General features: G+C 68.0%; 22 protein-coding genes. 10 read left to right on the plus strand and 12 right to left on the minus strand.

Annotated features, from left to right (window positions below):
- Positions 1-432: 432 nt before the first annotated feature.
- Positions 433-1,521 carry a hypothetical protein gene (locus tag DMC64_RS05245; protein ID WP_016331266.1) on the minus strand — a complete coding sequence of 363 codons (1,089 nt, stop codon included), beginning with the start codon at positions 1,519-1,521 and terminating at the stop codon, positions 433-435.
- A gap of 209 nt (positions 1,522-1,730) precedes the next feature.
- Between DMC64_RS05245 and DMC64_RS05250 the strand changes: the two genes are divergently transcribed.
- Both DMC64_RS05250 and DMC64_RS05255 read left to right on the plus strand, forming a co-directional pair.
- The gene (locus DMC64_RS05250) at positions 1,731-2,831 is read left to right on the plus strand and encodes an adenosine deaminase (protein ID WP_125732336.1); all 1,101 of its coding nucleotides are present in this window, start codon (positions 1,731-1,733) and stop codon (positions 2,829-2,831) included.
- 65 nt (positions 2,832-2,896) lie between these two features.
- A complete protein-coding gene (locus tag DMC64_RS05255) occupies positions 2,897-4,102 on the plus strand; it encodes an MFS transporter (RefSeq protein ID WP_052120351.1) in 1,206 nt (401 codons plus the stop codon).
- Positions 4,103-4,122: 20 nt separating this feature from the next.
- Here the strand turns inward: DMC64_RS05255 and DMC64_RS05260 are convergent, their stop codons facing one another.
- Positions 4,123-5,367 carry a hypothetical protein gene (locus DMC64_RS05260; protein WP_037332421.1) on the minus strand — a complete coding sequence of 415 codons (1,245 nt, stop codon included), beginning with the start codon at positions 5,365-5,367 and terminating at the stop codon, positions 4,123-4,125.
- 151 nt (positions 5,368-5,518) lie between these two features.
- Here DMC64_RS05260 and DMC64_RS05265 point away from each other — a divergent pair, with 151 nt between their 5' ends.
- On the plus strand, positions 5,519-8,023 hold the full coding sequence (locus tag DMC64_RS05265) for an RNA helicase (protein WP_125732338.1): 2,505 nt from the start codon (positions 5,519-5,521) through the stop codon (positions 8,021-8,023).
- A 218-nt stretch (positions 8,024-8,241) separates the two neighbouring features.
- Here DMC64_RS05265 and DMC64_RS05270 read toward each other — a convergent pair whose 3' ends face one another.
- Together DMC64_RS05270 and DMC64_RS05275 are read right to left on the minus strand one after the other, a co-directional pair.
- On the minus strand, positions 8,242-8,868 hold the full coding sequence (locus DMC64_RS05270) for a hypothetical protein (protein WP_125732339.1): 627 nt from the start codon (positions 8,866-8,868) through the stop codon (positions 8,242-8,244).
- A 54-nt stretch (positions 8,869-8,922) separates the two neighbouring features.
- Positions 8,923-9,513 (minus strand): NADPH-dependent F420 reductase, encoded by a 591-nt coding sequence (locus DMC64_RS05275; protein ID WP_125732341.1) that lies wholly within the window; start codon positions 9,511-9,513, stop codon positions 8,923-8,925.
- Between the two features lie 76 nt (positions 9,514-9,589).
- Between DMC64_RS05275 and DMC64_RS05280 the strand changes: the two genes are divergently transcribed.
- Positions 9,590-9,949 carry a helix-turn-helix domain-containing protein gene (locus tag DMC64_RS05280; protein WP_125732343.1) on the plus strand — a complete coding sequence of 120 codons (360 nt, stop codon included), beginning with the start codon at positions 9,590-9,592 and terminating at the stop codon, positions 9,947-9,949.
- An 82-nt stretch (positions 9,950-10,031) separates the two neighbouring features.
- Here the strand turns inward: DMC64_RS05280 and DMC64_RS05285 are convergent, their stop codons facing one another.
- Positions 10,032-11,012: a sugar-binding transcriptional regulator gene (locus DMC64_RS05285; protein ID WP_125732345.1), complete on the minus strand. Its 981-nt coding sequence runs from the start codon at positions 11,010-11,012 to the stop codon at positions 10,032-10,034.
- Between the two features lie 129 nt (positions 11,013-11,141).
- Here DMC64_RS05285 and DMC64_RS05290 point away from each other — a divergent pair, with 129 nt between their 5' ends.
- The 4 genes from DMC64_RS05290 to DMC64_RS05305 are packed head-to-tail and all read left to right on the plus strand — an operon-like array spanning position 11,142 to position 15,226.
- Positions 11,142-12,146 (plus strand): zinc-dependent alcohol dehydrogenase family protein, encoded by a 1,005-nt coding sequence (locus DMC64_RS05290; protein ID WP_125732347.1) that lies wholly within the window; start codon positions 11,142-11,144, stop codon positions 12,144-12,146.
- Complete coding sequence (locus DMC64_RS05295) at positions 12,139-13,479, plus strand: sugar ABC transporter substrate-binding protein (RefSeq protein WP_125732349.1); 1,341 nt, start codon at positions 12,139-12,141, stop codon at positions 13,477-13,479. Before DMC64_RS05290 ends, DMC64_RS05295 begins: the two co-directional genes overlap by 8 nt.
- A complete protein-coding gene (locus DMC64_RS05300; protein WP_125732351.1) occupies positions 13,479-14,414 on the plus strand; it encodes a carbohydrate ABC transporter permease in 936 nt (311 codons plus the stop codon). The genes DMC64_RS05295 and DMC64_RS05300 overlap by 1 nt, the downstream gene beginning before the upstream one ends.
- Positions 14,411-15,226, plus strand: coding sequence for a carbohydrate ABC transporter permease (locus DMC64_RS05305; RefSeq protein ID WP_125732353.1), 816 nt, complete (start codon positions 14,411-14,413; stop codon positions 15,224-15,226). The genes DMC64_RS05300 and DMC64_RS05305 overlap by 4 nt, the downstream gene beginning before the upstream one ends.
- Positions 15,227-15,297: 71 nt before the next feature.
- Here DMC64_RS05305 and DMC64_RS05310 read toward each other — a convergent pair whose 3' ends face one another.
- The gene (locus tag DMC64_RS05310) at positions 15,298-15,492 is read right to left on the minus strand and encodes a ferredoxin (protein ID WP_037332400.1); all 195 of its coding nucleotides are present in this window, start codon (positions 15,490-15,492) and stop codon (positions 15,298-15,300) included.
- 8 nt (positions 15,493-15,500) lie between these two features.
- Positions 15,501-16,715: a cytochrome P450 gene (locus tag DMC64_RS05315; protein WP_125732355.1), complete on the minus strand. Its 1,215-nt coding sequence runs from the start codon at positions 16,713-16,715 to the stop codon at positions 15,501-15,503.
- Positions 16,716-16,931: 216 nt separating this feature from the next.
- On the opposite strand from DMC64_RS05315, the gene DMC64_RS05320 reads away from it, so the two are divergent.
- Positions 16,932-17,570, plus strand: coding sequence for a TetR/AcrR family transcriptional regulator (locus DMC64_RS05320; RefSeq protein WP_037332398.1), 639 nt, complete (start codon positions 16,932-16,934; stop codon positions 17,568-17,570).
- Positions 17,571-17,686: 116 nt separating this feature from the next.
- Here the strand turns inward: DMC64_RS05320 and DMC64_RS05325 are convergent, their stop codons facing one another.
- Genes DMC64_RS05325 through DMC64_RS05345 form a run of 5 tightly spaced genes read right to left on the minus strand, consistent with a single transcriptional unit; the run spans position 17,687 to position 22,775 of the window.
- The gene (locus tag DMC64_RS05325) at positions 17,687-18,553 is read right to left on the minus strand and encodes an aldehyde dehydrogenase family protein (protein ID WP_125732357.1); all 867 of its coding nucleotides are present in this window, start codon (positions 18,551-18,553) and stop codon (positions 17,687-17,689) included.
- Positions 18,546-19,979, minus strand: a complete 1,434-nt coding sequence (locus tag DMC64_RS05330; RefSeq protein WP_125732359.1) for an aldehyde dehydrogenase family protein — start codon at positions 19,977-19,979, stop codon at positions 18,546-18,548. The genes DMC64_RS05325 and DMC64_RS05330 overlap by 8 nt, the downstream gene beginning before the upstream one ends.
- Positions 19,980-19,982: 3 nt before the next feature.
- Complete coding sequence (gene deoC, locus DMC64_RS05335; RefSeq protein WP_016331285.1) at positions 19,983-20,957, minus strand: deoxyribose-phosphate aldolase; 975 nt, start codon at positions 20,955-20,957, stop codon at positions 19,983-19,985.
- Between the two features lie 19 nt (positions 20,958-20,976).
- A complete protein-coding gene (locus tag DMC64_RS05340) occupies positions 20,977-22,137 on the minus strand; it encodes a serine hydrolase (RefSeq protein WP_125732361.1) in 1,161 nt (386 codons plus the stop codon).
- Positions 22,138-22,163: 26 nt separating this feature from the next.
- Positions 22,164-22,775 (minus strand): DUF1707 domain-containing protein, encoded by a 612-nt coding sequence (locus DMC64_RS05345; protein WP_125732891.1) that lies wholly within the window; start codon positions 22,773-22,775, stop codon positions 22,164-22,166.
- 105 nt (positions 22,776-22,880) lie between these two features.
- Here DMC64_RS05345 and DMC64_RS05350 point away from each other — a divergent pair, with 105 nt between their 5' ends.
- A complete protein-coding gene (locus DMC64_RS05350; RefSeq protein ID WP_125732363.1) occupies positions 22,881-23,324 on the plus strand; it encodes a protein-tyrosine phosphatase family protein in 444 nt (147 codons plus the stop codon).
- The last annotated feature ends 10 nt before the right edge of the window (positions 23,325-23,334 follow it).

Raw genomic sequence — 23,334 nt, forward strand, 5'->3', positions numbered from 1 at the left:
CGCGGCTCCTGTGTCCTGAAGGCCCCCTTTGAGACGTTGAACGTCCCAAAGGGGGCCTTCGCGCGTCCGCGCCCCTGACCTCCGCGTTTCGTCCTCTGGATGCGGTACTTGCGCGTGCAACTACCGCATCCAGAGGACGAAACGCGGGGGCGCCGGATCGCGTTTAGCCCGCGAAACGCAGGTCGGCGCGGGGCGGGTGTCCCCAATGTGGCGTTGGGGACGCTGAGTGCCTCCAATGCCACATTGGGGACGTCGGGCCCGGCCCGGCCGACGCCGGGCCCCAGGGTGCGCACCGCATTTAGAGGACGAAACGCGGGCGACCGCCGGATCGCGTTTAGCCCGCGAAACGCAGGTCGTGGCCCGAGAAAGCGTGAAGGCCCCCGTCCCAGGCGAAGCCGTGGGAAGGGGGCCTTCACGCGTTAAGCGAGGGCGTCAGTCCGAGGACTCGTCGCCGCCGTCGGCCTTCGCCTTGGCGTCGGCCGCCTTGGGCGCCCGGCCGTTGCGCGAGCTGCGGCGCGGCTGACGCGGGGCGGGCGGCGGCGGGGAGATCTGCTGCACGGCCGGGCCACCGCCGAGCATCAGCTCCGCGAAGGTCGCCATGGCCTCGTCCAGCTGGCCACCGATACGGCGCACGGACTCGTCGTTGCTCTTGCGCACCAGCGAGTCGACCGAGTCGGTGTCCGGCTGCTTCTGCAGCGTGCTCTCGACCTTCGACAGACCGGAGCGGATCGAGCCGTCGAGGTCGCCGAGGCGGCCGGTGAAGCCGTCCTCGACCTTGTCGAGCCGCTCCGCCAGGTCGTCGAGCCGCGAGGTGACCTTCTCGAGCCGGTCGCCGAGGCCGTCGAGGCGCTCCGAAGCGTCGATCATCTCGCCGGTCTCGGTCAGCGCGGTCTTGAGCGCCTCGGTGTTCGCGGTGAGGCTTTCCTTGGTGGCCTTGTCGAGGTTCTCGACGCGGGTGCGCAGCTCGCGGTCGACGGTGTCGACGCGGTCCCGCAGGGTGGACTCGGCCTGCTCGACGCGCTCGCGCACCGGCCCGATCACCGACTGCGGCAGCGTGTCGGTCTTCACGTCCTGCTTGTCGAGGTGCGCGCCGAGCTCGTCGAGACGGCGGTGGATGTTCTGGAGCTTGTCCTCGAGCCCGTCCATCCGGCCCCCGACGCCTTCCAGACGCGCGGCCATGCCGTCGAGGCGGCCGTCGAGCTGAGCGAACGGCTTGGCCAGCTTGTCGACGATGCTTTCGACGGCGCGGGTCAGCGCGGCGATCGCGGTGTCCTGCGCTTCGAGCCGCGACATGGTCTCGTCGAGCCGCTCGGCGAGCACGCTGGTCTCGGTGCGGTCGGGCATCTCGGAGAGCCGCTTGCGCACCGCGCCGAGCGAGTCGACGGGGGCCAGACGTGCGTAGATGTCGTCGAGGGCGTCGAAGATCTGCTGCTGTTCGCTCTCACGCACTTCGGCCGCGCGCACCAGCATGTTGCGCATCCGGTCGAAGGACGGGGCTGCAATGTGGTTGTCAGTGGTCACTGCGGTGTCCTTCGTGGGCGGGGAAATGGGAGGGACGTGACGTGAAGCTTATCCATTGCGAAATTGCTCTGCGTATGGCCCCCGGGTATCGGACAATGCCGAGCTCTGCCCTGATGGCCGATTCAGCCGGTGATCCACAAAGCCGAGGGTTAAGTCAAGCATGAGACTTACAGCCATGTAGGGGAATGACAGGCTGGTTACCGTTACGTATGTCCTCTGAAAGCAGCAGACCACGCGTCCCGGAGGCGGTACTGGCCCGCGCTCCCAAGGTTCTCCTCCACGACCACCTGGACGGCGGATTGCGTCCCGCGACGGTCGCCGAACTCGCCGAACAGACCGGCTACGAGGCCTTGCCCACCACTGATCCCGTGGAACTCGGCCGCTGGTTCCGCGACGCCGCCGATTCCGGCTCCCTCGTCTCGTACCTTGAGACGTTCGCGCATACCTGCGGCGTCATGCAGACCGAGGAAGCGCTGGTCAGAGTGGCCGCCGAGGCGGTGGAAGACCTGGCGGCCGACGGCGTCGTCTACGCCGAGGTGCGTTATGCCCCCGAACTGTTCGTCGAACGCGGACTGTCACTCGATGCGGTGGTCGAGGCCATTCAGGCCGGGTTCGCCGAAGGTGAACGGAGAGTGGCGGCCGACGGCGGCCGGATCCGCGTCGGGACGTTGCTCTGCGCGATGCGCCAGCACGCCAGGGCGCTGGAGATCGCCGGGCTGGCCGTCCGCTACCGCGACGCCGGCGTGGTCGGGTTCGACATCGCCGGACCGGAAGACGGATTCCCGCCTACCAGAAATCTCGACGCATTCGAGTTTCTGCGGACGAATAATGCGCATTTCACCATTCATGCCGGGGAGGCGTTCGGGCTCGCGTCCATTTGGGAGGCGATTCAGCATTGCGGCGCGGAGCGGCTGGGCCACGGCGTGCGCATCGTCGACGACATCAAGACCGGCAGTGACGGCACGGTCCATTTGGGACGGTTGGCCGCCTACGTCCGCGACCGGCGGATCCCGCTCGAGATCTGCCCCACGTCCAATGTCCAGACGGGAGCGGCGCGCTCGATCGGCGAGCATCCCATCGGCCTGCTCGCCAGGCTGCGGTTCCGGGTCACCGTCAACACCGACAACCGGCTGATGAGCGGCTGCTCGATGACCAGCGAATTCGCCGCCCTGAGCGAGGCGTTCGGCTTCGGGCTGGCCGATCTCGAGTGGTTCACGATCAATGCGATGAAATCCGCCTTCCTCGATTTCGACCAGCGGCTCGACATCATCAACACGGTCATCAAGCCCGGGTACGCGGCCTTGCGTTAGTTAGCAGCGACAACTATCGTTCACTATGTAGGAGTGATATCCCAAATAGTGGAACGGTGGCGAAGATGGCGCAGGTCGTGGACGTGGGGATCGGCGGCAAACGACGCTGGCTCATCCTCGCGCTCGGTCTCGCCGCGCAGACCGCGAGTTGCTCGTTCCTCTACGGGCTCCCGTTCCTGGTGCCGTCGATGCAGCGTGCGGAGGGGCTCACGCTCGCCGAAGCGGGAACCGTGGTCGCGGCGCCGAGTCTTGGCCTGCTGTTCACCTTGATCCTGTGGGGCGCGGCCGCGGACCGTTACGGAGAGCGTTTGGTAATGGCCATCGGGCTCGGCGTCTCGGGGTTACTCCTCGTGTACGCGGCCGCCGGTGACCACTCGCTCGGGATCCTCTTTGGGGTGTTCCTGCTCGCCGGCGCGAGCACCGCGTCAGTGAACGCCGCGAGCGGCCGGGCCGTCCTGGGCTGGTTCGGCCCGGCCGAACGCGGTTTCGCGATGGGCATCCGCCAGATGGCCCAGCCGCTCGGGGTGGGCGTCGCCGCCTTCGGCCTCCCGCCGCTCGCGGACCGCTGGGGTTTCCAGGTCTCGCTCCTGCTGCCCGCGCTGACCGCGATCGGCGTCGCGCTCCTGGTCGCCTGGCTCCTGATCGACCCGCCGCGTCCGGAATCCGGGACGGCGGGGGAGAAACCGCCGTCGCCGTACCGGAGGCCGGCGTTGTGGCGGGTCCACGGCGCGAGCGCGCTGCTCGTCGTCCCGCAGTTCACGGTCTCCGCGTTCACCCCCGTGTACCTGGTGACCATGCACGACTGGACGGCGGCGTCCGCGGGCTGGTTCGTCGGCGCCGTCCAGGTCCTCGGCGCGCTGGGCAGGCTGGTGTCGGGCTACTGGTCAGACCGCGTCGGCAGCAGGCTGCGGCCGATGCGGCAGCTGGCGATCGCGAGCGCCGCGGTGATGCTGCTGGTCGCGCTCGGCGACGCGACGTGGCCGTGGCTGGTGCTGCTGGCGCTCGTCCTGGCCGCGGTGATCACCGTGTCCGACAACGGGCTCGGGTTCACCGCGTCGGCGGAGATGGCCGGGCTCGCGTGGGCGGGGCGGGCGATGGGCACGCAGAACACCGGCCAGAACATCGCCGCCGCGTTGACGCCGCCGATGCTGGGTCTCGTGATCGGTGATTCGCGGTACGCGCTGGCGTTCTGCGTGGCCGCGATCTTCCCGGCGCTGGCCGTCGCCCTGGTGCCCGTCAGAGACGAAAAGGGCCCCTCAGGACGAACCTGAGGGGCCCCTTCGCGGGTGGATCAGAGAACCGTGAGGCGGTTCTCGAAGGTCTCGACGAGCTTGCGCCACTCGGACTGCTCGGCGTCGAACGGAGCGCTCGGCTCCAGCCGCGACGGGTCCGGCCGCAGCACGAACGACACCAGCCAGCCGAGGCTTTCGTTGGCGGCCAGCGCGGTTTCGACGCTGTCGTCTTCGGCCCACTCGGCGGCGTCGGTGATCAGCTCGACGGCCAGCTCCAGCTGCGTCGGGTCGATCGACTCCGGGCCTTCGGCGATGTCGTCGGCGATCCCGTTGAGCACGTAGGTGTTCTCGGTGTCGACCTCGATCTCGAGCTCGCCCGCGGTGGCCTTCGTGGTCACCTCGTCCCAAGTGGACACTCCGGCGAGGTCGTTGCCCGCCAGCTCCTTGCCGTCCGCGATCGCGCGGATGAGGGCCTTCTCGGAGGTGAAGACGTCGATCTCGCCTTCGCTGCCGAGGAAGATCGGCTTGTCGTCGAGGTAGCAGCGCAGCGTGTAGTACTCGGCACCGGAGGTGATGATCTTGATCGGGTCGATGCCGACCTCGCCCCAGAAGCCGACGGGCTCGTCGTCTTCCTCGTCGTCCTCGTCCGAGTCGTCGATGAGGTCCGCGTCGACGGCGGCCGCTTCGGCCTCGGCGGACTCCGCGAGGAAGGTCGCGAGCTCCTCCGCGGTCTGCTCCAGCACCTTCTCGTCGACGTCGGGGACGGTCACGAGGCCGTCGATCGCGTCGAGGACGGTGTCCCACTTCTCCGAGACCGCTTGCGACAGGTCCGCCCAGAGGCGCTCGCCGTCGCGGCCGGAGAAGGGCAGCGTGCCCTGGTCCAGCAGCGAGAAGCTCTCGTGCGCGTCGAGGACTTCGTGGACCTCTTCGAGCTCGCACACGTCCGCGAGCGAACGCACGATGCCGATGATCTCGGCCAGCTCGCCGAGCGTCCACTGGTCCGGCTTCTCGGCCACCAGCTCGGGGACGCCCACCAGGTCGTAGGTGTGGTCGTCGTCCGGGATGAGCTCGGGCACGTTCAGCGCCGGGACGACCTCCCACGCGGGGTGGTCGAGCAGGTCGTGCTGCTCGGAGGTCCGCACGAAGGCGGCGAGATGCGCGGCGTCCGGGAAGGCGTACAGGTCTTCCTCGTCGCCGAGGAAGGCTTCCCATTCCTCGCCGTCTTCCCGCCAGCGCGGCGCCCAGAGGGTGACGACGTCACCCTGTGGCAGGCCGAGTTCGATCGGGATGATGTCCTGTGCCATTCCTTTAGCCCTCTCGGATTACCGCCTGTGTGCGCGGCCGGGTGATGGTGCCCGGAAGGTGCGCGGTACCGCGAAGCCTACGGGTTTCCGCCGATGGGCGCGATCACCCCTGGGCAAGAAGCGACCAACGGATGGCACGATAGGTCCTCTGATGACACTTACAGACCTCCTGCCTGCGGATCCCGACCCCGACTCGCTGTTCGAAGCCTTCTCCACCTGGACGGCCGAGCGCGGGTTGGAGCTGTACCCCGCGCAGGAAGAGGCCATCATCGAGGTGGTCTCCGGCGCGAACCTGATCCTCTCGACGCCGACGGGCTCGGGTAAGAGCCTGGTCGCCGTCGGGGCGCACTTCACCGCGCTCGCACACGGCCGCCGCAGCTACTACACGGCACCCATCAAGGCACTCGTCTCGGAGAAGTTCTTCCAGCTCATCGAGATCTTCGGTGCGGACAACGTCGGCATGATGACCGGCGACTCGGCGGTCAACGCCGACGCGCCGATCATCTGCTGCACGGCGGAAATCCTGGCGAACATGGCGTTGCGCTTCGGTGCCGACGCGCCGGTCGGCCAGGTCGTCGCGGACGAGTTCCACTTCTATTCGGAGCCGGATCGCGGCTGGGCCTGGCAGGTGCCGCTGCTCGAACTGCCGAAGGCGCAGTTCGTGCTGATGTCGGCCACGCTGGGCGACGTCTCGTTCTTCGAAAAAGATCTCACCCGCCGGACCGGCCGTCCGACCGCGGTGGTCACCTCGGCGCAGCGGCCGGTGCCGCTGACCTTCCGTTACGCGCTGACACCGTTGCACGAGACGATGTCCGAGCTGCTCAACGGCGGGCAGTCGCCGGTCTACGTCGTCCACTTCTCGCAGGCCGCGGCGATCGAGCGCGCGCAGACGCTGATGAGTATCAACGTCACTTCGAAGGCGGAGAAGGAGGCCATCGCCGAGATGCTCGGCGACTTCCGCTTCTCGGCCGGGTTCGGGAAGACGCTGTCGAGGCTGGTCCGGCACGGGATCGGCGTGCACCACGCCGGCATGCTGCCGAAGTACCGGCGCCTCGTCGAGCAGCTCGCTCAGGCGGGGCTGCTGAAGGTGATCTGCGGGACCGACACGCTCGGCGTCGGCATCAACGTACCGATCCGCACGGTGGTCTTTTCGGCGCTGACGAAGTACGACGGTGTGCGGCAACGGCATCTCAAGGCGCGCGAGTTCCATCAGATCGCCGGCCGCGCTGGCCGCGCGGGGTACGACACCGACGGCTACGTCGTCGTGCAGGCACCGGACCACGTCGTCGAAAACGCCAAGGCGCTGGAGAAGGCGGGCGACGATCCCAAGAAGAAAAAGAAGATCGTCCGCAAGAAGGCGCCCGAGGGGTTCGTCAACTGGACGGAGAGCACCTTCGACCGGCTGATCGCGGCCGAGCCGGAGCCGCTGACGTCGAGCTTCCACGTCAGCCACTCGATGCTGCTGAACGTGATCTCCCGCCCGGGCAACGCGTTCGACTCGATGCGGCATCTGCTGGAGGACAACCACTCCGACCGTCCCACCCAGCGGAAACTGATCCTGCGCGCGATCGCGATCTACCGCGCGCTGCTCGCGGCCGGTGTCGTGGAACGGCTCGACGAACCCGACGAGCAGGGCCGCATCGTCCGGCTGACCGTGGACCTGCAGTTCGATTTCGCGCTGAACCAGCCGCTTTCGCCGTTCGCGCTCGCCGCGATCGAACTCCTGGACGTCGAGTCACCGTCGTATCCGCTCGACGTCGTGTCCATTGTGGAATCCACTGTGGACAACCCGCGTCCGGTGCTGTCGCAGCAGCAGTTCAAGGCGCGCGGCGAGGCCGTGCAGGCGATGAAGGCCGAAGGCATCGAGTACGACGAGCGGATGGAGCTGCTCGAAAACGTCACGTACCCGAAGCCGCTGGAGGAACTGCTGGAGGCGGCGTATTCCCGCTACCGGCAAGGGCATCCGTGGGTCGAGGACTACGAGCTCAAACCGAAGTCCGTCGTGCGCGACATGTACGAGCGCGCGATGAACTTCGTGGAGTACATCGGTTTCTACCAGCTCGCCCGCTCGGAAGGGCTGGTGCTGCGGTACCTCACCGACACCTACGACTCGCTGCGGCACACGGTGCCCGACGAGGCCAAGAGCGAGGGGTTGCAGGACCTCATCGAATGGCTCGGCGAACTCGTGCGCCAGGTCGACTCCAGTCTTCTGGACGAGTGGGAAGCCTTGCGGCATCCCGAAGAGGAGGGCCCGGTTTCGACGAGGCCGCCGTCCGAGCCGCCCGCGGTCACGCGGAACGAGCGGGCGTTCCGGGTGCTCGTGCGCAACGAGCTGTTCCGGCGGGTGGAGCTGGCTTCGCGGCGTGCCTACGACACGCTCGGCGAGCTGGACGCCGCGTCGGGCTGGGACGCGGACGCGTGGGAAGACGCCATCGAGGACTACTACGACGAGCACGAAACGCTCGGCATCGGGCCGGACGCGCGCGGGCCGAAGCTGCTGATCATCGAGCAGGAGCCGGAGATCTGGCGGGTGCGGCAGATCTTCGACGATCCGGCGGGCGATCACGACTGGGGCATCAGCGCCGAGGTCGATCTGGCCGCTTCGGACGAGGCGGGCTCGGCGGTCATCCGGATCACGGCGGTGGACCAGCTCTGATTTCGGCATTCCGCTGAAACGACTGTGCGACCCAGCGGATCGGTGTTACATTCGTCAGGTAAGTGTCACAGGGGCTGGGAGGAATCATGGGTGTCTTCAAGCGTGCGCTGGTCGTCGTGGCCATAGCGGCGGGACTGGGAATCGCGGGCGGGGCGTACAAGAAGTAGCTCGTTCCGTGAAGGCCTCCTTGAGGGACCCAGAGTCCCTCAAGGAGGCCTTCACGGACTTGTGACGGCGCGCCGCCGGACCAGCTGAACGATCAGCACCACCAGTGAAAGCGCCGGCAGCGGATAGCCGAGGAGCAGGCCCACCGTGATGTCGGTGAGCGGCGCGAGGACCGCGGCGACGAACACCCACGTCGGCGCGGTCGGCAGTTTCACGCCGGAGCGGGCCTTGCCCCACGGTTTCGCCACCGAAAGCCAGGCCTGGAAAGCCAACGCGCTCGCCATCAGCGCGGTCCCGGCGACCAGCGCCACCGGCGGCGCGTCGCCGGCCCTGGCGGCGTCGACGGAATCCCGCAAAGCGCCCGACAGCAGGAAGATCCCGGCGCAGAGCTGGACGAGCGTGATCGCGAACTTCGCCAGCACCCACCAGTGCCGGGTGAACCCCCACGCCGTCGCCGCCGCGAGCATGAAACCGGTGAAGGCCGACGCGTTGGCCAGCGGCGCCAGCAGGAACGAGTCGATCTCGTGCGCCATCGACGTCGCCGCGACGCGGATCTCACCGTCCGCGCTCGTCCGGCCGATCGCCAGGAGGGTGAACAGGGCTAGGGCCTGCCCCATCCAGCCCATCGAGGTGACGACGTGCAGCCACACGGTCAGCTGCCGCCAGGTCTTCGTCCGCATGGCGCACAGATTCGCGCGACCGCCAGGCCCGGCACATCGGGGACGACCCTGAAATCAGGCCGGAAGGGGCGGGAAACAGGCCTGGGCGTCGTGGCCGTCGAACCAGAGACCGACCATGAACGCCATGGTCGCCTCCATGAGCCCCGCCCGGTCGAGCCCGCCGGCGTTCAGCGGCGTGCAGCCGAGGTCGCGGACCAGCGAACTCACCACTTCGACGGCCTCCGGCGCACCGCAGAGCGGCACCGCGAGCGGGCGGCCGCCGAACACCGGGGGCGTCATCCGCCAGACGTCCACCTCGCAGAGGTTGAACGCCTTGACCACGTGCGCGCCGGGTGCGGCGGCGGCGATCCGGGCGGCCTGGTCGGGGACCGTGAGCACGGCGCCGGGACCGACGGCGTTCGTGCAGTCGATCAGTACCTTGCCGTCGAGATTCCCCGCCGCGGCAAGGACTTCCGGTACCGAAGCGGCGGGGAGGGCGAGCAGGATCACGTCGCTCGCGCGGGCGGTCTCCGCCCACGTGCCGACCCGCGCGGAGATCTTGGCGGCCTTGGCCCGATCGCGCGCCGCGACCATCACGTCGTGCCCGGACCACTGGCCGCCGAGCGCCTCCGCCATCCCGCCCGCCCCGAAAATACCGATACGCATGTGCTGCTCCCTAAGATCGAGTGACGACACCGACCGTAGAAAGCCGCGTGGGTACCGAATGGTTACCGGAGGTCCGATGAACGACGTCTTCCTCGCCGATTGCCGTGCCCGGCTGGCCTTCGACCTGATGGCGAACACGTGGAACCCGGTCGTGCTGTGGGCCCTGCGCGAAGGCCCGCTGCGCCCGGCGGAACTGCGGCGAAGGCTGGGCGGGATCAGTACGAAGGTGCTCACGGAGACGGTCCGGCGGCTGGAGGCCAACGGTCTCGTCCACCGGCGCGACTGCGGGCGGACGGCGAAGGTCGAGTACTCGCTGACGGATCTCGGGACCACGTTGCTGGCGCCCATCGAGGCCTTCGGGGAGTGGGCGTTCCGGTACGGCGACGAGGTCATGGCGGCGCAGGACGAGGCGGCCCGGTTTCGCGATCATGCGTGATCGGGCAGCGATCTCGCGTGATTGAAGGCGGAACTCGCGTGATTGGAGGGCGATCTCGCGTGATTGGGCGGACGACACGGGGTCAGGGGAGTGGGCGGGCTTCGGCCAGCCGGAGTAGCGGGACGGCCGCGGCGGCGTCGGTGATCAGGGTCGAGACCATGCCGGAGCGCAGGACGGCGTCTATCGCTTCGGCCTTCGGTTCCGTGTAGCCCAAGGCGATCACTTCGGGGACGGCGAGGAGTTCCTCGGCGCTGATGGCCAGCACGTGGTGGGCCAAGCCGGTGGACATCGGGTTGCCGTCGGCGTCGAACAGGCGCGCCGAGACCTCGGCCTTGGCACCGCGTTTCGCGATCGCGCTCCGCTCGGCCTCGTCGAGCGCGTCGTACACCGTCGACTCTTCGGGTTTCCACGCGCCGATGCTGACGACGGCCTTGGTCAGGTTCTTGAACTGCCCGAAGGTCTCCGCGATCCCCGGCTGCCTGCGCAGCGTTTCGGTGGTGCGGCGGTCGGGGAGGACGAGCGGGCCGAAGATCGGGTACGGCGTGCCGCCCGAGACGGAGGCGACCCGGCTGACCGTCTCCACCGACCGGTCGCGCATGTCCATGCCCGCCTGCACGCCGCACAGTTGCACGATCGGGCATTTCGGCAGCGACTCGATCGCGTCGGTCATCGCGTTCACCGACCGTGCCCAGGAAAGGCCGAGGACGTCGCCGGGGGTGACGATTTCGGCCAGGAGGCGGGCGGCGAGCGAGCCGATCTTGCGCCGGGCCACCTCGCGGGATTCCGGTTCCGGCGCTCGTTCGAGCACGAGGACCCGGTCCAGCCGGTACGCGGCGCGGATCTCTTCGGACAGTACGAGATCGACCGGCGCGGGCAGGTGGAACTCGACCTTGACGATGCCGCTTTCCCTGGCCGTGTCCAGCATTCGCGCGACCTTGAACCGGCTGATCCCGAACTCTTCGGCGATCTCGAGTTTCGAGGCGCCCTGTTCGTAGAAGCGCCGGGCCACCGCTGCCAGGCGTAGCGACTCCACCAGGCCTAAGCCCTGTTTCTTGGCGCTCATATGAGCACTATAACGCGAAATCAACCCGAAAGGTTGACGTAACACCAGGGAAAAGTTCACCATGCCTGGACATGCAGTCCGAAGCATAAGCCCTGCCCGCTCATTTGAGCGGAGAGAAGAGGAGCTGGCATGCGTGCCGCGATCGTGGACAAGCCCGGGGAGATCAGGGTCGGCGAGGTGCCCGATCCGAAACCGGGGGATCGCCAGGTCGTCGTCAAGGTGGGTGCCTGCGGGATCTGCGGGACCGACCTCCACATCGCCGACGGGCATTTCCCGCCGACGCCCTATCCGATCGTCCCCGGCCACGAATTCGCCGGCGAGATCGTCGAACTCGGCGCGGACGTGCCGGGTGGCTGGAAGATCGGCGACCGGGTGGCCGTCGATCCGTCGCTGTTCTGCGGCTACTGCAAGCCTTGCCGGTCCGGCCGCGGCAACCTCTGCGAGAACTGGAACGCGACCGGCGACACCGTCGACGGCGCTTTCGCCGAGTACGTAGCCGTTCCCTCCGCGAACTGCTACCGCATGCCGGACACGATGACGTGGGAACAGGGCGCCCTCGTCGAACCGGTCTCCTGCGCGGTGCACGGCGTGCGCCGGATCGGGGTCGAGGCGGGTGAGCGGTTCCTCGTCGTCGGCGCGGGCACGATGGGGCTGATCATGCAGCAGTTGCTGCAGCGCGCGGGCGCCCACGTCACGGTGGTCGACCGCAACACCGCCCGCCTCGGCCGGGCCATGGACCTCGGCGCGGCCGCGGTCGCGGGTGACGTGAAAGACCTGGACGACGAGAAGTTCGACGCCGCCGCGGACTGCACCGGCGCCGCGCCCGCCATCGAAGCCGCTTTCGACTCGCTTCAACGCGGAGGCCGTCTGCTGGTCTTCGGGGTCGCGCCCGCCGAAGCACGCGTCGCGCTTTCGCCGTTCCGGATCTACAACGACGAGATCACCGTCGTCGGCTCGATGGCCGTCATGAACAGCTTCGGCGCCGCGCTCGACCTGGTCGCCGACGGCGCCGTCGACACCGCCGCGCTGCTCACCGACACCCTTCCGCTGGAGCAGTACCCCGACGCCCTCGCCCTCATGCGCAGCGGCGCCGGCTTGAAGGTGCAGGTCGTACCGGGAGGCGAAGGTGCGTAAAGCGGCCGCTCTGCTCGCGGTACTCCTGCTGACCCTCACCGGATGCGCCGGTGCGGGCGCGCTCGGCACCGGTGACCGGACGCTCGTCGTCGCGATCGTCGCGAACCCGCAGATGAAGGACGCCATCGAGCTTTCCGGCGAGTTCGAGAAGGCGAATCCCGGCGTCAGCCTCAAATTCGTGTCGCTGCCGGAGAACCAGGCACGCGCGAAGATCACCGCGTCGACGGCCACCGAGGGCGGCGAATTCGACGTCGTCATGATCAGCAACTACGAGGCGCCGCAATGGGCCGCGAACGGCTGGCTCGAAGACCTCGGCCCGCATATCGCGGCGAATCCGTCCTACGACGCAGACGACTTCATCCCGAGCATCAAGGAATCTTTGTCGCACAACGGGTCCATGTACGCGGTGCCGTTCTACGGCGAGTCGTCGTTCCTGGCCTACCGGAAGGATCTGTTCGAGCAGGCCGGGATCACCATGCCCGCCAAGCCGACGTGGACCCAGATCGCCGAGTACGCCGCGAAACTGGACGACAAGGCCAAGGGCATCGCCGGGATCTGCCTGCGCGGCAAGCCCGGCTGGGGTGAGAGCCTCGCGCCGTTCACCACGGTCGCCAACACCTTCGGCGCGCAGTGGTTCGACAAGGACTGGAACGCGAAGCTGACCAGCCCCGAGTTCAAGGCGGCCGCCGAGTTCTACGTGAACCTCGTGCGGAACCACGGCGAGGTCGGCGCGTCGAGCGCGGGCTTCTCCGAATGCGGCACGCGGTACACCCAGGGCCAGGCCGCGATGTGGTACGACGCCACGGTCATGGCGGGCACCAACGAGGACCCGTCGGCCAGCAAGGTCGTCGGGAAGTCCGGCTACGCCCCGGCGCCGGTGGAGAAGACGCAGGCGAGCGGCTGGCTCTATACCTGGGCTTTGGCGATCCCGAAGGTCGCCAAGGACAAGGAAGCCGCTTTCAAGTTCATGTCCTGGATGACCGACAAGGCTTACGTGCAGCGGGTCGCGAAGGAGTTCGGCGACTGGAACCGTGTCCCGCCGGGCGTGCGGAAATCGACCTACGACATCCCGCAGTACCGCGAGGCCGCCAAGGCCTACGCGCAGCCGACGCTGGACGGTATCGCGGACGCCGACCAGCGCAAGGCGATGGCGAATCCGGTGCCCTATCCCGGCATCCAGTTCGTCGGCATCCCCGAGTTCCAGGATCTCGGCACGCGGGTGAGCCAGCAGCTTTCGGCGGCGATCGCGGGCCAGATCACCGTGGACGAAGCGCTCGAGCAGTCGCAGGAGTACGCGCAGACCGTCGGCAAGTCGTATCAGGAGGTGCAGTGATGGCCACGATCTCCGCCCCTGCTCGCCCAGAGCCCGCCCATGCGAAGAAGGTGGCTCCGAAACGCGGCACCGATACTCCGTTCAAACGACGGCTGCCGCTGCTGCCCGCGCTGCTGTTCGTCGTCGCCGTGACGCAGTTGCCGTTCGTGCTGACGGTGTTCTACTCGTTCCAGTCGTGGAACCTGGTGCGGCCGGGGTCGCGGCATTTCGTGGGGCTGCGGAACTACATCGACGTCTTCGCCGACTCGACGTTCCTCGGTGCGCTGCTGAACACCGTCGTGCTCACGGTGGTGTGCGTGTTCTTCTCGCTGCTGCTCGGCCTGGGGCTGGCGATCCTGCTGGACCGCAAGTTCCTCGGCCGCGGGGTGGTCCGGACCCTGCTGATCACGCCGTTCCTCATCCTGCCCGCGGCGGGCGCGCTGCTGTGGAAGACGACGATGTTCGACCCAACGTACGGGTTGCTGCACTTCGTGTTCGGCACCGACGTCGACTGGCTTTCGGAGTTCCCGCTGGCCGCCGTGATGGCGCAGGTCGTCTGGCAGTGGACGCCGTTCATGATGCTGCTGATCCTGGCCGGGCTGCAGAGCCAGCCGAAGGACGTGCTGGAGGCCGCGTCGGTCGACGGCGCCGGCCGCTGGCGGACGTTCACCGCGATCACGCTGCCGCATCTGAGCCGGTTCCTGCAGCTGGCGACGTTGCTGGGCGCGATCTACATCGTGAACAGCTTCGACGCGATCTTCCTGATGACCCAAGGCGGCCCGGGGACGGCCAGCACGAACCTGCCGTTCTACATCTACCAGCGGGCGTTCCAAGGGTTCGACATCGGGCAGTCGTCCGCGATGGGCGTGATCGTCGTGATCCTGACGATGATCGTCGCGACCTTCGCGCTGCGGCTGATGTTCCGCACGTTCTCGGTACAGGGAGGCGCGAAATGAAAAGCCGTTTCGGCCCCGGCGCGCTGACGGTCGCGACCTGGGTGATCGCGATCCTGTTCGTGTTCCCGCTGCTGTGGATGATCCTGACGGCCTTCAAGCAGGAGGCCGACGCCTACACCGATCCGCCACGCCTGGTCTTCACCCCGACGCTGGACCAGTTCGCGGGCGTGCTCGAACGCGGATTCCTGCCGTACCTGTCGAACTCGGCGTTCGTGACCGTGGTGTCGACGCTTTTCGTGCTGCTGCTGGGAATCCCGGCGGCGTACGCGCTGTCGCTGGCGCCGGTGAAGGGGACGAGCAACGCGCTCGGCTTCTTCCTGTCGACGAAGATGCTGCCGATCGTGGCGGCGATCATCCCGCTTTACGTGATCTCGCAGAACACCCAGCTGCTGGACAACGTGTGGGCGCTGATCATCCTGTACACCTCGATGAACCTGCCGCTGGCCATCTGGATGATGCGGTCGTTCTTCCTGGAGGTGCCGCACGAGATGATCGAGGCCGGCCGGATCGACGGGGCGACGCTGCCGGTGCTGCTGCGGAAGATCATCATGCCGGTGGTCGCGCCCGGGGTGGCCGCGACCGCGCTGATCTGCGTGATCTTCTCGTGGACCGAGTTCTTCTATTCGGTCAACCTCACCGCCGCGCGGGCCGGGACGGTGCCGGTGTTCCTGGTCGGCTTCATCACCAGCGAAGGCCTGTACTGGGCGCAGCTTTCCGCCGCCGCGCTGCTCGCGTCGCTGCCGGTGATGATCGTCGGCTGGATCGCGCAGAACCACCTGGTGCGGGGCCTGTCGATGGGCGCGGTCAAGTAAGGCGTCGGTACAGGTGGTCGTGAGTGATTTGGGTCGTTAGAACGACCCAAATCACTCACGACCCCCACGCCTCACGCGAGCGACAAGGCCTGCCCCGGACAGATGTGCACGGCGGTGCGCGCGTTCTCCTCCGCCTCTTCGCCCTCGGGCTCGGCGTTCAGCAGCAGGACCGTCCCGTCGTCCTCGTTCTGGTCGAACAGATCGGGATCGGTGAGCACGCACTGGCCCGCACCGACGCATTTCCCGGTGTCCGCGATGATCTTCATGGCTCCTCCTACCAGGTGACCGGCAGGGCGTGGAGGCCGTAGATCGTCGAATCGTGCTTGAACGGCAGTTCGTCGACCGGTACGGCGATCCGGATGCCCGGCACTCGCCGGAACAACGTATCGAACACGATCTGGAGTTCCAACCTCGCCAAGTTCTGCCCGAGACATTGGTGCACACCGAATCCGAAGGCGACGTGATGCCGCGCGCCCCGTTCGATGTCGAAGGCGTCCGGGTTCTCGAAGCCCGCCGGATCGTGGTTGCCCGCGTTGCTCAGGCCGACGACGCCTTCACCCGCGCGGATGAGCGTGCCGCCGATCTCGACGTCCGCCGTGGCGAAACGTGAGGTCGCCGTCTCCGCGATGGTGAAGACCCGCAGGAGTTCCTCGATCGCGGCGAGGGTCTTGTCCGGATCCGCCTTGATCTTCGCCAGCTGATCCGGGTTCTCCAGCAGGGTCACCGTGCCGAGCGAGATCATGTTCGCCGTGGTCTCGTGGCCGGCGATGAGCAGCAGGAACGCCAAACCGACGAGTTCGCCGTGGTCGGCCTCGCCCGATTCACGCTGCTTCAGGATCTGACGGCCGAGGAGGTCGTCCTCGGTGGCGTTCGCTTCCTTCTTGGTGACGAGGTCGTCGAGATAGTTCCGAAGGCCCTCGAACGCCGTCTGCCGTTCTTCGGCGCTGACCTCCCGGTTGAGCATGCGGGAACTGCACGACTGGAAGAAATCGTGGTCCGCGTAGGGAACGCCGAGCAGTTCGCAGATCACCAGCGACGGAACCGGCAGGGAAAGCGCCTGGACCAGGTCGGCGGGTTTGGGGCCGGCGAGGAGGGCGTCGATATGGTCGTCGACGATCTGCTGGATCCGCGGCTGCAACGCCTTCATGCGTTTGACCGTGAATTCGCCGACGACGTCGCGCCGGGCCTGGCTGTGCTCCGGCGGATCCATCCCGATGAGGGACGGGCGGAACGAGTCGTCCTCCGGGCGGACCGGGCGTGCCACCATCAGCGGGAACGACGGGTTACGCCGGTCGGAGCTGAAATGCGGGCTGCTCAGCATTTCGCGGATGTCTTCGAGCCGGGTGAGTGCCCAAGCCGTTTGCCCGGACGGGAGACCGACCCGGGAAATCGGACTTTTCTCGCGAAGCGTCTCGTATTCGGGAGGCGGCGAAAACGGGCATTTACGCGCCAGCGGCAAGGTCGCGGTGGTTTCCTCGACGTCGGTCATCGGGTTGTCCTTCCCCAGAATGTCGGGTGGGTTCGGGCGATATCGGACAGCGAGCCCCAAAACGTATGCGGATGGTTTCATTCCGCTTATGCACCCAAGGTACTCAAGTGGAGACAGGTCGTCCACTCGCGAAGGGGTGGTTTCCCGGGAGGCGTGAAGGGCACGCCCTTACGTGCGAGAATCACGGCCCTGAAGGACCTTCGAGAGGCGAGGACCATGACAGCCGACCCCGAGACCCGCTTGCGTGCCGACGCGCGCCGGAACCGGGATCAGATCCTGGCCGCCGCGAGAGTCATCTTCGCCGCCCAGGGCGCCGAGGTCCCGATGGAGGAGATCGCGCGCTCGGCGGGCGTCGGAGTCGGCACCCTTTACCGTCGCTTCCCGGATCGGGACGCGCTGATCCGGGCGGTCGCCGTCGACAACTTCGACCGGGTTCTCAGGGACGCGAAGGCCGCGAAGGACCAGGAGTCCTCGGACTGGGAGGCGCTGATCCGGCTCCTGCACCAGTCGATGGAACTGCAGCTGAGCATTCAGCTCGCGATGGTGTCGCCGCGGGCGCTGGCGATCCTGAAGAGCGACCCCGCGATCAAGGCCCTGCGCGACGAATTGCTCCTGGTGATGGACTCGTTCGTCCAGGGCGCGCAGGCGGAGGGCAGGCTCCGGACGGACGTCGCCACCGGTGACGTCGCGATCCTGTTCGCGACGCTGCTGCGGCAGATGCCCGGTAAGGGCGAGGAGGTCGCGCGGATGGCGACGCGGCGGTGCATCGGGATCATGATCGACGGTTTGCGGGCCGTGGGCTCGAACGAGCCGTTGCCGGGCCGGGTGCTGACCGGGGCCGATCTCGATCCGTGAGTCTGTGAAGTCCCGGATGTCAGGAAAGGGTCGTTCAGGACATAAAACGTCCTGAACGACCCTTTCCTGACATTTGCCCGCGCGGTCAGGTGTCCAACTGTGGAAAACGGACCGGCTTAGACACCCAGCGGGTGCCAGACGGTCTTCGCCTCCAGGTACCGCCGCAGCCGCGCGATGTCGGCGTCGGCGGTCCAGTCCGGCTCGGCGTCCGGGACGGTCAGGACCCGCTTCACGGTGCTCGCGGCCTCACGCGCCAGATCCGCCCGCGCGGACGGCTCCGCGCCGGTCGGGTCGAGGGCGTTGACGTCGCCGTGCGACGCGAGCCACGGGCCCAGCTCCGACGCGCGGCCGGTCAGGATGTTCGCGACGCCGCCGGGCAGGTCGGAAGTCGCCAGGACCTCCGAAAGCGTGATCGCGGGCAGCGGCCGGTCCGCGCTGGAGACGACCACCGCGGTCGAGCCGGTCGCCAGCACCGGGGCGAGCACGCTCACCAGCCCCAGCAACGACGACTGCTGCGGCGCGAGCACGCCCACGACACCGGTCGGCTCGGGCACGGTGAAGGAGAAGTACGGGCCCGCGACGGGGTTGGCCGCGCCGAGCACGGTCGCGATCTTGTCCGTCCAGCCCGCGTACCAGACCCAGCGGTCGATCGAAGCGTCCACAATGGACTGAGCCTTCTTCGCCGCGACGCCTTCGGACGCGGAGACCTCCGCGACGAACTGTTCGCGGCGGCCTTCCAGCATCTCCGCCACCCGGTACAGCACCTGGCCGCGGTTGTAGGCGGTCGCCGCCGACCAGCCGCCGAAAGCCTTGCGGGCGGCCGAAACCGCGTCACGGACGTCCTTGCGCGACGCGTGCGAGGCGTTCGCCAGGAATTTGCCCTTGGTGTCGGTGACCGGGTACACCCGGCCCGACTCCGAACGTGGGAACTTGCCGCCGATGTAGAGCTTGTAGGTTTTCGCCACCGAAATACGGTCAGACATCGAGGTAAGCCTCCAGTCCGGTGCGTCCGCCTTCGCGGCCGAAACCCGACTCCTGGTAGCCGCCGAACGGCGCGGCGGGATCGAAGCGGTTGAACGTGTTGGCCCAGACGACGCCGGCGCGGAGCTGGTTCGCCATCCAGAGGATGCGCGAGCCCTTTTCGGTCCAGATTCCGGCGGAGAGCCCGTACGGCGTGTTGTTCGCCTTGGTGACGGCCTCGTCCGGCGTGCGGAAGGTCAGCACCGAAAGCACCGGACCGAAGATCTCCTCGCGGGCGATGCGCATCGACTGCTGGACGTCGGAGAACACCGTGGGAGCGAAGAAGAAACCGCGTTCCGGCACCGGGCACGGGCTGGTCCAGCGCTGCGCGCCCTCGGCGTCGCCGGACTCCACGAGCCCCTTGATCTTCGCGAGCTGCTCGGCGGAGTTGATCGCGCCGATGTCGGTGTTCTTGTCTAGCGGGTCGCCCAGCCGCAGCGTCGAAACGCGGTAGCGCAGCTTTTCGAGCAGTTCCTCGGCGATCGACTCCTGCACCAGCAGTCGCGAGCCCGCGCAGCAGACGTGACCCTGGTTGAAGAAGATCCCGTTGACGATCCCCTCGACGGCCTGGTCCAGCGGGGCGTCATCGAAGACGACGTTCGCCGCCTTGCCGCCGAGCTCCAGCGTCAGCTTCTTCGCGGTACCCGCGATCTGGCGCTGGATGGCCTTGCCGACCTCGGTCGAGCCGGTGAAGGCGACCTTGTTCACGTCGCCGTGGCCGACCAGCGCGGCGCCGATGTCCCCGGCGCCGGGCAGGATGTTGACCACGCCGGGCGGGAGTTCGGCCTGCTGGCAGATCTCCGCGAACACGAGCGCGGTCAGCGGTGTGGTCTCCGCGGGCTTGAGCACCACGGTGTTGCCGGTGGCCAGCGCGGGCGCGATCTTCCACGCCAGCATCAGCAGCGGGAAGTTCCACGGGATGACCTGGCCCGCGACGCCGAGCGGCTTCGGGTTCGGGCCATAGCCCGCGTAATCGAGCTTGTCCGCCCAGCCCGCGTGATAGAAGAAGTGCGCGGCGGCCGTCGGCACGTCGGAATCACGCGATTCCTTGATCGGCTTGCCGTTGTCGAGACTTTCCAGCACGGCCAGTTCCCGCGACCGTTCCTGGATCAGGCGCGCGATGCGGAACAGGTACTTGGCGCGTTCGGAGCCCGGCATTTTCGACCAGACATTGTTGTACGCCTTGCGCGCGGCCTTCACCGCGGTGTCCACATCGGACACCGACGCGGTGCCGACCTCGGCGAGCACCTCTTCGGTGGCCGGGTTGATCGACTTGAGCGGCTCACCCGAGCCGTCGACGAATTCGCCGTTCACGAACGGCCGGTAATGCGACTTGAGGTTCGCGAGGTCGCGCGATTCGGGCGCGGGCGCGTACTCGAAGATGCCCATGGATCAGTCCACCGTCACGTAGTCGGGACCGCTGTAGTGGCCGTCGGCCTGGGTGCGGCGCTGCAGCAGGAGGTCGTTGAGCAGGCTGGACGCCCCGAACCGGAAGAGATCCGGGTTCAGCCACTGCTCGCCGGCGACCTCGTGCACCGCGACCAGGTACTTGATCGCGTCCTTGGTCGTCCGGATGCCACCGGCCGGTTTGACGCCGCGCAGTTCACCGGTCTGGACGAACCAGTCGCGGACGGCCTGCAGCATCACGTGGGTGACCGGCAGCGTCGCGGCGGGCGAGACCTTGCCGGTGGAGGTCTTGATGAAGTCGCCGCCCGCCAGCAGCGCGAGCCAGGAGGCGCGGCGGACGTTGTCGTAGGTCGCGAGCTCGCCGGTTTCGAGGATGACCTTGAGGTGAGCGCTGCCACAGGCGGCCTTGATGGCCTGGATCTCCTCGAAGACCTCCAGGTAGCGGCCTTCCAGGAACGCGCCGCGGTCGATCACCATGTCGATCTCGGCGGCGCCGGCGTCCACGGCGATCTTGGTGTCGGCCAGCTTGATCTCGCGGCTCGTGCGGCCGGCCGGGAAGCCGGTGGCCACACTCGCGACGTGGATGCCGGTGCCGCGAAGTGCCTCGACAGCCGTCTCGACCATGTCTGGGTACACGCAGACGGCCGCGACCTGCGGGGTGTCCGGCCGTTCCGGGTCCGGCCGCTTGGCCTTGGCGGCGAGCGCGCGGACCTTGCCCTGGGTGTCGGCGCCTTCGAGGGTCGTCAGGTCGACCATCGAGATGGCGGTGTCGATCGCCCAGAGCTTGGCGGCCTTCTTGATGCTGCGCGTGCCGAGTCCCGCCGCCCGCTGCTCGACGCCGACCTGGTCGACACCAGGCAGCCCGTGCAGGAACCGGCGCAGGCTCGCCTCGTCGCGAGTCGCGTCCGCCAGCGGCGACGGGGTGGCCGTCGCCGCTGACGAGCTGGTCGTAGCTGTCATACGGGTGAGTGTAAGCGGCCTACAGGCTGGGCACCGGGGCCTGGGCGACGGCCCTGGTCGAGGGCACCACCGGGGTGCAGAACTCGCTGATCATGGGCAGCTGGCGCTTGAGCGCGGCGTCCGGCGACGCGGTGAGGTCGACGGTGGCCAGCGTGGAGATGTCCTTGCCGGAGTCGTCGTGGAAGCTCAGGGTGTTGAAGCCCGGCAGGTCGCCGCCGTGACCCCAGACGACGTGGTCGTCCGCGCAGGCGCCCGCGGTCTTGAGGTTCAGCTTCATCAGGCCGAGGCCGTACTCCATGCCGCCCGCCGGGACCGTCGTCTTCATCTGCTTCAGCTGCTCCGCGGGCAGCAGGCGGCCACCGAACAGCGCCTCGAAGAAGCGGTTGAGGTCCTTGCCCGAAGACACCATGCCGCCCGCGCCGAAGTAGCGCGAGTAGTTGTAGGTGGTGACGTCGGTGAGGCCGCGCGGCGCGTCGTACAGCTGCTCGTAGCCGCGGGCGGCCGGGCGGATCAGGAACGGGAAGTCGCGGGGCAGCGAGGTGTCGCGCAGGTGCAGCGGCCCGGTGATCCGCTCGGCGAGCGCGCGTTCCAGCGGTTTGCGCGTGGTCTTCTCGACCAGCAGGCCGAGGACGTTGTAGCCGGTGTTCGAGTACGCCCAGCTCGTCCCGGGTTTGAACTGCAGCGGCTGCTTCGTGACGCTCAGGCGGATCTGGTCGTCGCTGTCGAAGTGCTCGAAGCGTTCGGTGTCGACCTCCGGACCGGACGCCCAGGTGTCCTCCGGGGCCAGGTCACGCGGGAGGCCGCTGGTGTGCTGCAGCAGCTGGCGGACGGTGATCGGCTCCGGATACGGCAGCAATCCGGGCAGATAACGCTGGACGGGCTCGTCGAGCCCGACACGCTTCTCCGCCACGAGCTGCAGGACCAGCGTCGCGACGAACACCTTGGACACACTCGCGATCCGCCAGCGGCCCGACGCGTCGGGCTTGCCGGGACGCTCGATGTCCGCGACGCCGCTGACACCGCGGAATTCGTCGGAGACGGCGACCATGCCGGGGATGCCCGCGGCGACCGCCGCGTCCATCGCGGTCTGGCGCGGATCAACCTCCTCGGCGGCCACCGCCGGGAAGGCGGTGGCGGAAAGCAGTGCGGCACAAGCGATCGCGACGACGGTTCGGCGCATCGGATGAATCCCCCCCCAGATTGTGTTCAGCCTTCGATTCCAGGCACGTCCTTCTTGCGTGGCTTCCGCTTCACGACGACCCCACCCCAGAATGCCAGGCCGGTGACCTTCACGGTGGGCGCCGTCGGCGGTGCCGGGGGCGTCCCGGCACGGTCTTCCAGTTCGAACGCGCCCATGAAGCCGATTCCGGTGACGTCCACGTTGATGTCGTCGGGCACGATGATGTCGATCCCGCCCATGATCGCGACCGCGGTGATCGTCGAATGCTTCTCGGCGAACCGCGCGTGCCGCAGATCGAGTTCGGCACCGCCCCAGAACGCGAAACTGTTGTGCTGCGGCGGGACGACCCAGCTGCCCTTGCGCGACGCGCCGGACATGACGGCGATCGAGGCGCCGGAGCCCGGATGCCCGCCGATGCGGTCGTCGGGCAGGCCGAGCGCGCGCGAGGTCGCCGGCTCGATCGCCGACCGTGACTGCTGCGGCAGATCCGCGGTGACCGGCTTGAGGTCGCCGACGGTCTTGGCCGCGTACACGGTGGTGAGCCGCTCTTCCAGCTCGTTGATGGTGATGCGCCCTTCGGACATCGCCGCGTGCAGCACCTGCGCGACCTGCTCGCGATCGGCGTCGGAGATGCGCATCTGTTCGGGGCCCGGCAGGGCCGGTTCTTCACTCACGTGGAGGAGCCTAGCGCCGCCGGGAGGGCCAAGCGTCCATCTTATGGTCGACAGTGGCATCCTCCGGAGATGGGGAACTCACTACCCGGCGCCGTCGAGCTGCCGGACGGGATCAAGGTGCGCGGACGGGGCCTGGGGCGTCCCTGGCCGGACGGGCCCTCGCCGGATTTCGGACTGTATTTGGGCGGCGCGAAGCTGCGCCGGAAACACGATCACAAAATGGACTGGGAGCGGGCGTGGATCCGCTGGCCCGACTTCCTCCTGCCGACGGACTGGGCGGACGCGCGGCGGCGCATCGTCGACCTGCACGAGCGGGCGGCGAAGGGTGAAGGGGTCGAGGTCGCCTGCTACGGCGGAGTCGGGCGGACCGGCACGGTGCTGTCCTGCCTCGCCACCCTTTCCGGGCTGAGCGCAGACGAAGCCGTGGCCTGGGCGCGAGCCAACCACGACAAGCGTTCGGTGGAGACGCCCTGGCAGCGCCGCTGGGTCGGCTGGTTCGCGCGGCAGGCGTGAACGGCTAAAT

The sequence above is a fragment of the Amycolatopsis sp. WAC 04197 genome, assembly GCF_003947475.1.
GTDB classification, from domain to species: domain Bacteria; phylum Actinomycetota; class Actinomycetes; order Mycobacteriales; family Pseudonocardiaceae; genus Amycolatopsis; species Amycolatopsis japonica.

Bases quoted from the DNA above. Each gene is read 5' to 3' on its own strand.
- DMC64_RS05340 (WP_125732361.1), bottom strand. From the start codon at position 22,137: ATGCGCCGAACCGTCGTCGCGATCGCTTGTGCCGCACTGCTTTCCGCC.
- DMC64_RS05315 (WP_125732355.1), bottom strand. From the start codon at position 16,715: ATGACCGACGTCGAGGAAACCACCGCGACCTTGCCGCTGGCGCGTAAA.
- DMC64_RS05325 (WP_125732357.1), bottom strand. From the start codon at position 18,553: ATGTCTGACCGTATTTCGGTGGCGAAAACCTACAAGCTCTACATCGGC.
- DMC64_RS05320 (WP_037332398.1), top strand. From the start codon at position 16,932: ATGACAGCCGACCCCGAGACCCGCTTGCGTGCCGACGCGCGCCGGAAC.
- deoC (WP_016331285.1), bottom strand. From the start codon at position 20,957: ATGACAGCTACGACCAGCTCGTCAGCGGCGACGGCCACCCCGTCGCCG.
- DMC64_RS05275 (WP_125732341.1), bottom strand. From the start codon at position 9,513: ATGCGTATCGGTATTTTCGGGGCGGGCGGGATGGCGGAGGCGCTCGGC.
- DMC64_RS05350 (WP_125732363.1), top strand. From the start codon at position 22,881: ATGGGGAACTCACTACCCGGCGCCGTCGAGCTGCCGGACGGGATCAAG.
- DMC64_RS05345 (WP_125732891.1), bottom strand. From the start codon at position 22,775: ATGCGCATCTCCGACGCCGATCGCGAGCAGGTCGCGCAGGTGCTGCAC.
- DMC64_RS05305 (WP_125732353.1), top strand. From the start codon at position 14,411: ATGAAAAGCCGTTTCGGCCCCGGCGCGCTGACGGTCGCGACCTGGGTG.
- DMC64_RS05300 (WP_125732351.1), top strand. From the start codon at position 13,479: ATGGCCACGATCTCCGCCCCTGCTCGCCCAGAGCCCGCCCATGCGAAG.
- DMC64_RS05290 (WP_125732347.1), top strand. From the start codon at position 11,142: ATGCGTGCCGCGATCGTGGACAAGCCCGGGGAGATCAGGGTCGGCGAG.
- DMC64_RS05330 (WP_125732359.1), bottom strand. From the start codon at position 19,979: ATGGGCATCTTCGAGTACGCGCCCGCGCCCGAATCGCGCGACCTCGCG.
- DMC64_RS05255 (WP_052120351.1), top strand. From the start codon at position 2,897: ATGGCGCAGGTCGTGGACGTGGGGATCGGCGGCAAACGACGCTGGCTC.
- DMC64_RS05260 (WP_037332421.1), bottom strand. From the start codon at position 5,367: ATGGCACAGGACATCATCCCGATCGAACTCGGCCTGCCACAGGGTGAC.
- DMC64_RS05285 (WP_125732345.1), bottom strand. From the start codon at position 11,012: ATGAGCGCCAAGAAACAGGGCTTAGGCCTGGTGGAGTCGCTACGCCTG.
- DMC64_RS05270 (WP_125732339.1), bottom strand. From the start codon at position 8,868: ATGCGGACGAAGACCTGGCGGCAGCTGACCGTGTGGCTGCACGTCGTC.
- DMC64_RS05265 (WP_125732338.1), top strand. From the start codon at position 5,519: ATGACACTTACAGACCTCCTGCCTGCGGATCCCGACCCCGACTCGCTG.
- DMC64_RS05250 (WP_125732336.1), top strand. From the start codon at position 1,731: ATGTCCTCTGAAAGCAGCAGACCACGCGTCCCGGAGGCGGTACTGGCC.
- DMC64_RS05280 (WP_125732343.1), top strand. From the start codon at position 9,590: ATGAACGACGTCTTCCTCGCCGATTGCCGTGCCCGGCTGGCCTTCGAC.
- DMC64_RS05310 (WP_037332400.1), bottom strand. From the start codon at position 15,492: ATGAAGATCATCGCGGACACCGGGAAATGCGTCGGTGCGGGCCAGTGC.